An 8,570-nucleotide genomic window follows, 5' to 3' on the forward strand; every position below is an offset into this window, starting at 1 on the left:
TGAACGGATCCTCGAAGCCCTCGAGCGTGCACGAGAACGTTCCGTAGGATACCGTCAGGATCTTGTTCGCGTCACCCATGTCGACTTCACTCTGCCTTCAATGCTCTCGCTCGTCGGACCGCACGAGGTTATCACTTCGCCATTGCCCGCTCAAAACTGATTCCAAAAGAACGCGACGGGAATAGGGCCATTACGTGGAGATTGTCGTCGTGTGCGGCCAGAAAATGCCACTGGAAAGACCCGTCGTTGACGGAGCGGAACCGGTGACGCTGCTGGGCGGCGGGGCCCTCGGGCCGGGCGACCTGGGCGACGCGCTGGCGCTGGCGCCCACGCTGGTCGCCGCCGACAGCGGGGCGGATGCCGCGCTCGCCGCGGGCCTCGCCCCGGCGGCGGTGATCGGCGATCTCGATTCCATCTCGGGCGAAGGCATGGCCATGCTTAACGCCGCGATCCTTCACAAGGTTTCCGAACAGGACAGTACGGACTTCGACAAGGCGCTCCGCCACCTCGCCGTGCCGCTGACGCTGGCGGTGGGGTTCACGGGCGCGCGGCTCGACCACGAGCTCGCCGTCTTCCACACGCTCGCGGCGCGGCCGGAACATCGCTGCATCGTGATCGGCACGCACGACATCCTGTTCAACGCACCGCCGCGCATCGCGCTCGACCTCGCGCCGGGCACGCGCGTGTCGCTCTTTCCCATGGCGGAGGTGACGGGGCGCTCGCAAGGCCTGCGCTGGCCCATCGACGGGCTCGTCTTCCACCCCGCCCGCCGCGTCGGCACCTCCAACGAGGCCACCGGCCCCGTCCAGCTCGAGGCCGATGCCCCCGGCCTTCTCGTCATTTTGCCGCGCGCGGCGCTCGGCCTCGCGGCCGAAGCCCTCCTCGATCCGGCGACGGAGTGTTGGCGCGTTTAGCCCTCGCACCCGCGCGCCTCCTTCGCTAAGAACGGGCGCGACACGACCCGAAACCAGGACGGAGGCCAGGATGCCGGCCGAGCTCTCGCCCATCGACAGGGCCAAGTATGTCGCCGCCCGCCGCGCCATCGGCTTCGTCGAGGACGGGATGCGGGTGGGCCTCGGAACGGGATCGACGGCGGCCTGGATGGTGAAGTGCCTCGGCGAGGTGGTGCGCGAGGACGGGCTGATGGTCACCTGCGTCGCGACCTCGACCCGCACGGCCGAACTCGCCCAGCAGGTCGGCCTCACCGTCAAGACGCTCGAGGACGTGCGCTGGCTCGATGTCACCATCGACGGCACGGACGAGTTCGACCCCAAGCTCAACCTCATCAAGGGCGGCGGCGGCGCGCTCCTGCGCGAGAAGATCGTCGCCACCGCCTCCGACCAGATGATCGTGATCGCCGACCGCTCCAAGCAGGTCGACCGCCTCGGCGCGTTTCCCCTGCCGGTCGAGATCGTGCCCTTCGGCTGGAAGACGACGCAGGCGCTGATCGAGGAGATGCTTTCGAACGTCGAGGTCATGGGCCGCTCGGCCAAGCTCCGCATGGACGGGACCGAGCCGTTCCGGTCGGACCAGGGCAACCTGATCCTCGACCTGCACCTGCGGCGCATCTCCAACCCCGCACAGCTCAGCCTCGTGCTGAACCAGATCCCGGGCGTGGTGGAGAACGGCCTCTTCCTCGACGTCTGCGACATCGTCGTGATCGGCAATTCCGACGGGACGGTGGAGCTGCGCGACATCAACTCGGGCACGGTCGAGCACGAGCGCGTCGACCTGCTCGACGGCGACAACATCTTCGTCGACATCGTCGACTGACGTGCGGGGGCCCTCGCGGCCCGGCGAGCACGGGGAAGGAAACTCCATGGCCTTCGACTACGATCTCTTCGTCATCGGCGGCGGCTCGGGCGGCGCGCGTCGCGGCGGCGGGCGGCGCGAAGGTGGCGCTGGCCGAGGAAAGCCGCATGGGCGGCACCTGCGTGATCCGCGGCTGCGTGCCCAAGAAGATCATGGTCTTCGCCTCGGCCTACCGCGAGGGCTTCGCCGACGCGCGCGCCTACGGGTGGGATGTCGAGCCGGGCGCCTTCGACTGGCCGCGCTTCCGGACACACCTGCATGGAGAGCTCGACCGCCTGGAAGGCGTCTACCGCAAGCTCCTCTCGGGCTCGGGCGTCGAGACCTTCGACCAGCGCGCGGTGCTCGACGACCCGCACAGTGTGCGCCTCGCCGACGGCACGACGAAGACCGCCAAGCACATCCTCGTGGCCACCGGCGGGCGGCCCGAGCGGCCCGGCCTCAAGAACGAACACCTCGGCATGGTGTCCGACGACATCTTCGACCTCGAGGAGCTGCCAAGGCGCCTCCTGATCGTCGGCGGCGGCTACATCGCCTGCGAGTTCGCCTGCATCATGAACGGGCTCGGCGTCGAGGTGACGCAGTTCTACCGCGGTGCGCAGATCCTGCGCGGCTTCGACGGCGAGGCGCGCGGCCTGATCTCCGAGATGATGCAGGAGCGGGGCATCGACCTGCACCTCGGCACCAACATCGTCGACATGGCGCCCGCGGGCGCCGAGCTCGCGCTCTCGGCGGCCGATCCGGGCGCCGACGCCGCGATGGGCGCGCCGGCGGACGTGCGCGCCGACAAGGCCGCGGAGGGGCGGGGCGGCCCGGTCTGGGTCAAGGCCTCGAACGGCCGCGAGCACGTCTTCGACGCCATCCTCTTCGCCACCGGGCGACGGCCCAACAGCGACGGAATGGGCCTCGCCGAGATCGGGGTCGAGATCGGGCGGCGCGGCCAGGTGGTCGTGGACGAATACTCCCAGACCGCCGTTCCCTCGGTCTACGCCATCGGCGACGTGACGAACCGCGTGAACCTGACGCCGGTGGCCATCCGCGAGGGCATGGCCTTCGTGGAGACCGTCTTCAACGGCAATCCCACGCCCGTGGATCACGACCTCATCCCGTCCGCTGTCTTCACCCAGCCCGAGTTCGGCACCGTCGGCCTCTCCGAGGAGGAGGCGCGCGAGCGCGAGCCCGTCGAGATCTACTGCACCTCGTTCCGGCCCATGCAGACGGCCTTCGCCGGCCGGCCTGACCGGGTGCTGATGAAGCTCGTCGTCTCGAAGGAGACCCAGAAGGTCCTCGGCTGCCACATCGTCGCGCCGCAGGCGGGCGAGATGATCCAGCTCGCCGGGATCGCGGTGAAGATGGGGGCGACCAAGCAGGACTTCGACCGCACCGTGGCGGTGCATCCGACCATGTCCGAGGAGCTGGTGACGATGCGGACGCCGGTGCGCACGGCGTGACCCGCGCGCGGGGGAGCGGCAAAACTGCGCAGGGACGGGTGCAATCGAGGCGGCCCGCCCCATATACACATCCGACGCACGTGACTTACACATGTCCGAGACCTGTCAATAACTGAGGGGAACGACGATTAATGGCTGGGAATAGTGGCGGGCCCTGGGGCGGAGGCGGCTCCGGCGGCGGCAACCGCGGCAACAATGGTTCGGGCGGCAACGGGGGCCCCGGCGGCCCACGTCGCCCCGGCGGCGACCAGCAGATCCCGGAACTCGACGAGATCGTCCGCAAGGGCCAGGAGCAGCTGCGCGTCCTCATGGGCGGCCGCGGCGGACGCAACGGCGGCGGCGGCGGCGGCGGGGACGGCTTCAAGTTCACACGCGGTACCGCGGGGCTGATCGCGCTCGCCGTCGCGGGCTTCTGGGCGTTCCAGTCCTTCTACACCGTCCGGCCCGAAGAACAGTCGGTCGAGCTCTTCCTCGGCGAGTTCTCGTCGATCGGGAACCCGGGCCTCAATTTCGCGCCCTGGCCGCTGGTGACCGCCGAGGTGGTGAACGTCACCTCCGAACGGACCGAATCGATCGGTGCCGCGCGCGCCGGCGGGGCCGACGACACGCTCATGCTGACGACGGACGAGAACGTGGTCGACATCGACTTCGAGGTCGTCTGGAACATCAGCGACCCGGCGATCTTCCTGTTCAACCTGCGCGACCCCGAGGCCACCGTGCGCGCCGTCTCCGAGGCGGCCATGCGCGAGGTGATCGCCGCCTCGCAGCTCGCGCCGATCCTGAACCGCGACCGGGGCCTGATCGCCGACAACGTGCAGGAACTGATCCAGAACACGCTCGACAGCTACGATTCGGGCGTGAACATCGTGCGTCTCAACCTCGACCGCGCCGACCCTCCGGCCGAGGTGATCGACGCCTTCCGCGACGTTCAGGCGGCCGAACAGGACCGCGACCAGCTCGAGCGGCGCGCCGACGCCTACGCCAACCGGGTGCTCGCCGGCGCCCGAGGCGAGGCGGCGCAGATCCTCGAGCAGGCCGAGGGCTACCGCGCCCAGGTCGTCAACGAGGCGCAGGGTGAGGCGAGCCGCTTCCTCGCCGTTCTCGCCGAGTATTCCGAGGCCCCGGAAGTGACCCGGCGCCGTCTCTACCTCGAGACGCTCGAGCGGGTGCTGGGCGATGTCGATCTCGTGATCCTCGACGGCCAGAACGGTTCGGGCGGATCGGGCGTCGTGCCCTACCTGCCGCTCGACCAGCTGCGTCGCGGCACCACCGGCGGCGCGACCGGCACCACCACGACGACGGGGAGCAGCAACTGATGAAACGCGTGACCTTCCTCATTCCGGCGGTGGTTCTCGTCCTCGCCGTGGGCCTAAGCTCCATCTTCGTGGTGGACGAACGGCAGCGCGCCCTCGTCCTCCAGTTCGGCCAGATCCGGCAGGTGATCGAGGAGCCGGGGCTGAACTTCAAGATCCCCTTCATCCAGGAGGTGGTCTACTACGACGACCGCATCCTCTCGCTCGACACGACCCCGATCGAGGTGACGCCGTCGGACGACCGGCGCCTCGTGGTCGACGCCTTCGCGCGCTACCGGATCTCGGACGTCGTGCAGTTCCGTCAGGCCGTGGGCGCCGGCGGCATGCGCGCCGGGGAGGAGCGGCTCGAGGGCATCCTCAACCCGCGCATCCGCGAGGTGCTGGGTGCCGAGGGCGTGACCTCGAACACCATCCTCTCGGCCGAACGTTCCGCGCTCATGGCCCAGATCACCGCGGAGGCGCGCCTCGCCGCCGCGTCGCTCGGGCTCGAGGTCCTCGACGTGCGCCTGAAGCAGACGAACCTGCCCGGCCAGAACCTCGAGGCGACCTTCGAGCGGATGCGGGCCGAACGCGAGCGCGAGGCCACCGACGAACGCGCCCGAGGCGAGGAGGCGGCGCAGCGCGTCCGCGCCCAGGCCGACCGGACGGTGGTGGAGCTCGTCTCCGAGGCGCAGCGCGAGGCCGAGATCATCCGAGGCGAGGCCGACGCCGAGCGCAACCGCATCTTCGCGGAAGCCTTCGGCCAGGACCCGGAGTTCTTCGAGTTCTACCGCTCGATGACCGCCTACGAGCGTGCGCTCCGGCAGCAGAACTCGACCATGGTGATCTCGCCCGACAGCGAGTTCTTCGAATATCTCGGCGGCTCCGGCGCTTCGCCGCGCGTCCAGGACTGACACCGTACCGGCCGGGGCCTCGCGCCCCGGCCGGCCGCTTTCGGGGCCTCGTGCCGGGCCCGGGGACAGGACATGAGCATCGGATTCGCACTCTTGCTGGGGTTCGGCATGGTGCTGGTGATCGAGGGGCTGGTCTTCGCGCTCGCGCCCGGGCGCATCGAGGACATGCTGCGCCTGATGGCGGGCATCCCGGCCGACACGCGCCGCATGATCGGCCTCTCCGCGATCACGCTCGGCGTGGTCCTGGTGGCCGCAGCGCTCGGTGTCGCGGGATGACGCGCGCCTTCCGTCACGCGCATGTGACGGGACGGGGCCGCACCGCGAGACGCGAAGAGGTTGATCCCGCGCCCCCGCGCGCAAATATTCTCCGCAGTGGGGCCGGTTCGTCCGTTCACCGGCCGCGGCAGTCCAGAGGAGGTTCGTCCGTGACAACGCATTCGACGAGGATGAGGCAGTCCGCCCCCCGGCACCCCGAGGCCCGCGTGGCCGTCGCCGCGCGCGGCGCCGTCCCGGACGGGGCGCAGCTCTACCGCATCCTCATGGCGGGCATCGTCGCGCTGCTCGTCGCGCTCGCCACCGTGCTCGGCACCGCGCAGGCCCGCGCGCAGGCCGCGCCGCCCTCCTTCGCCGATCTCGTGGACCAGGTCGGCGACGCCGTGGTGAACATCACCACGTCTTCCGTCGTCGCCTCGCTTCAGGGGCCGGGGCCCGACGTGCCCCCCGGCAGCCCGCTCGAGGATTTCTTCAACGACTTCCTCGACCGCCAGCAGGGACCGGAGCGTCCCTCGCGCCGCAGCCAGGCGCTGGGCTCGGGCTTCGTTATCTCCGAGGACGGCTTCATCGTCACCAACAACCACGTCATCGAGGGCGCCGACGAGGTGCTGATCGAGTTCCGCTCGGGCCGCGAACTGGTGGCCGAGGTCATCGGCACCGATCCCAACACCGACATCGCGCTCCTCAAGGTCGAGGCCGACACGGCGCTGCCCTTCGTGCCCTTCGGCGACAGCGACGCGATGCGCGTGGGCGACTGGGTCATGGCCATGGGCAACCCGCTCGGCCAGGGCTTCTCGGTCTCCGTCGGCGTCGTCTCGGCGCGCGAGCGGGCGCTCTCGGGCACCTATGACGACTACATCCAGACCGACGCCGCCATCAACCGCGGCAACTCGGGCGGCCCGCTCTTCAACATGGCGGGCGAGGTCATCGGCGTGAACACCGCGATCCTGTCGCCCACCGGCGGCTCCATCGGCATCGGCTTCGCCATGTCCTCCGAGGTCGTCACCAACGTGGTGGCGCAGCTCCGCGAGTTCGGCGAGACCCGCCGCGGCTGGCTCGGCGTCCGCATCCAGGACGTGAGCGACGACATCGCCGAGGGGCTCGGCCTCGCCGAGGCGCGCGGCGCGCTCGTCACCGACGTGCCCGAGGGCCCGGCGCTCGACGCGGGCGTCGAGGTGGGCGACGTGATCCTCAGCTTCGACGGCGAGGACATCCAGGACACCCGCGAGCTCGTGCGCATCGTCGGCGAGAGCGGCGTGGGCGAGACCGTGCGCATGACCGTCCACCGCGACGGCGCGACCGAGACGCTTCTCGTGACGCTCGGCCGCCGCGAGACCGCCGAGGGCGCGGCCGCACCCTCCTCGGCCCTGCCCGAGCCGGAACCGGCGGGCGAGGTGCTCGGCCTCACGGTGACGCCGCTGACCGACGAGCTGCGCCGGAGCCTCGGCGCCGAGGGCGTCACGGGCGGCCTCGTGATCGAGGGCGTCGATCCCGCCTCCGACGCGGCCAGCAAGGGCCTCCAGCCCGGCGACATCATCACCGAGGTCGCCCAGCAGCCCGTCCGCACCGTCGCCGAGTTCGAGGAGCGCGTGACCGCCGCGGGCGATGCCGGGCAGAAGAGCGTCCTGCTCCTGATCCGGCGCGGCGGCGATCCCCGCTTCGTGGCGCTCGCGCTCGACGAGTGATCCTCCGACAGACCTTGAAGGCCCCCGGCGCAGCCGCGTCCGGGGGCCTTTGCGTTCGCGGGGCGCGGGTGGACGGCCTGGCGCGCGGGGCGTTCCCGTTCAGTCCCCTCCGTTCAGGCCCCTCCGTTCGGCAGCCGGCCACTCGGTTCGGCGCCTTCCCCGTCAGTGCCTCCACGCGTGGGAGGGCTTCGCGTGTGAGGCGCAATCGCGTGTGATGGGCCATCGCGCGTGAGGCGCCTCACGTCCTGCGGGCCTCGGCCTTCCGCGACACGCGCGTCCGGCGTCGCCGCTCCCAGATCGCCGCTCCCGGCCCGCCGCGGTCAGGTCCCCGCAGGATCCTCCGGCGCCCAGACGACGAGGCCGAGCGCGCGCGCCGCCGCCAGCGACAGGACCCCGCTCCTCAGCCCGAGCTCCCGCTGGTAGGCCTCGACCGCCGCCCGCGTCTCTCCGTCCATCTCCCCCGTCACCGCTCCCCCGTGGAGGCCGCGCGCGGCGAGCGCCCGCTGGAGCGAGGCGACGAAGGCCGGATCGCGCTCGACCCCGCAGGGGATCTCGAACCAGACCGGGGCATCGCGCGCCGCCCCGGCCGCCGCCACCGGGCCGAGCGCCTCGGGCAGGGGCGTCGCGTCGCGCGCATAGCAGGTGCCGGGCAGGGGCTGCGGCGGCGGCACGCCGAGCAGGGCGGCCCGCACCGGCGCGGCCGGGGCCACGGCGTCGCCGCCCGCGGGCACGCAGGCCCCGAGCCCCGCCGCGATGGCCGCAGCCAGCGCCAACCGTGCAATCCCGATCTCCGCGCGCACTGCCCTTCGCGCCCCTGTCGCCGTTCTTGCCCGGAAGCTACCCGCCTTTCCCCCGCCGGGAAAGCGCCGCGCCCCGGCCGTCCCGCCATCGGCCGGAGCCCGCCGCCCCCCGCTCAGGGTCCATCCGCCGCGCGCGCCGGCTCGTGCAGGCGCACCAGCTCGTCCAGCATCTCCGAGATGTCCTCGATCCGCTCGGCGACCACATGGGTCACGCCCGACTGCCGCTGCACCCGCCCCGTGACCCGGAGCATGCGCCCCGCGATCACCGCACGCCGGAAGGTCTGGTAGACCTTCTGCCAGACGACCACGTTGGCCACGCCGAACTCGTCCTCCAGCGTCACGAAGA

At 71.2% G+C, this 8,570-nt stretch carries 8 protein-coding genes and 1 pseudogene; 7 read left to right on the plus strand and 2 right to left on the minus strand.

Annotated elements, in window-relative coordinates; translation table 11 throughout:
* Nucleotides 1-224 precede the first annotated feature (224 nt).
* The 7 genes and pseudogenes from ACTS11_RS07585 to ACTS11_RS07615 all read left to right on the plus strand — a co-directional run bounded on the left by ACTS11_RS07585 (nt 225) and on the right by ACTS11_RS07615 (nt 7,424).
* Nucleotides 225-914 carry a thiamine diphosphokinase gene (locus ACTS11_RS07585; protein ID WP_442639722.1) on the plus strand — a complete coding sequence of 230 codons (690 nt, stop codon included), beginning with the start codon at nt 225-227 and terminating at the stop codon, nt 912-914.
* A 70-nt stretch (nt 915-984) separates the two neighbouring features.
* The gene (rpiA, locus tag ACTS11_RS07590; protein ID WP_442639723.1) at nt 985-1,773 is read left to right on the plus strand and encodes a ribose-5-phosphate isomerase RpiA; all 789 of its coding nucleotides are present in this window, start codon (nt 985-987) and stop codon (nt 1,771-1,773) included.
* Nucleotides 1,774-1,819: 46 nt separating this feature from the next.
* Nucleotides 1,820-3,260: pseudogene (locus ACTS11_RS07595) on the plus strand (FAD-dependent oxidoreductase).
* Nucleotides 3,261-3,391: 131 nt separating this feature from the next.
* Nucleotides 3,392-4,576: an FtsH protease activity modulator HflK gene (gene hflK / locus ACTS11_RS07600; RefSeq protein WP_442639724.1), complete on the plus strand. Its 1,185-nt coding sequence runs from the start codon at nt 3,392-3,394 to the stop codon at nt 4,574-4,576.
* Nucleotides 4,576-5,466: a protease modulator HflC gene (gene hflC / locus ACTS11_RS07605; RefSeq protein ID WP_442639725.1), complete on the plus strand. Its 891-nt coding sequence runs from the start codon at nt 4,576-4,578 to the stop codon at nt 5,464-5,466. Before hflK ends, hflC begins: the two co-directional genes overlap by 1 nt.
* A 72-nt stretch (nt 5,467-5,538) precedes the next feature.
* Nucleotides 5,539-5,742: a DUF2065 domain-containing protein gene (locus ACTS11_RS07610; RefSeq protein WP_442639726.1), complete on the plus strand. Its 204-nt coding sequence runs from the start codon at nt 5,539-5,541 to the stop codon at nt 5,740-5,742.
* 170 nt (nt 5,743-5,912) lie between these two features.
* Nucleotides 5,913-7,424, plus strand: coding sequence for a DegQ family serine endoprotease (locus ACTS11_RS07615; RefSeq protein WP_442639727.1), 1,512 nt, complete (start codon nt 5,913-5,915; stop codon nt 7,422-7,424).
* A gap of 320 nt (nt 7,425-7,744) precedes the next feature.
* Here the strand turns inward: ACTS11_RS07615 and ACTS11_RS07620 are convergent, their stop codons facing one another.
* Together ACTS11_RS07620 and ACTS11_RS07625 are read right to left on the minus strand one after the other, a co-directional pair.
* Complete coding sequence (locus ACTS11_RS07620; RefSeq protein WP_442639728.1) at nt 7,745-8,197, minus strand: peptidoglycan-binding domain-containing protein; 453 nt, start codon at nt 8,195-8,197, stop codon at nt 7,745-7,747.
* A 140-nt stretch (nt 8,198-8,337) separates the two neighbouring features.
* Nucleotides 8,338-8,570: OB-fold nucleic acid binding domain-containing protein (locus tag ACTS11_RS07625; RefSeq protein ID WP_442639729.1), on the minus strand; the 233-nt coding region annotated here is incomplete at its 5' end.

It is taken from the genome of Roseicyclus sp. (genome assembly GCF_052168335.1).
Classification (GTDB): Bacteria; Pseudomonadota; Alphaproteobacteria; order Rhodobacterales; family Rhodobacteraceae; genus Roseibacterium.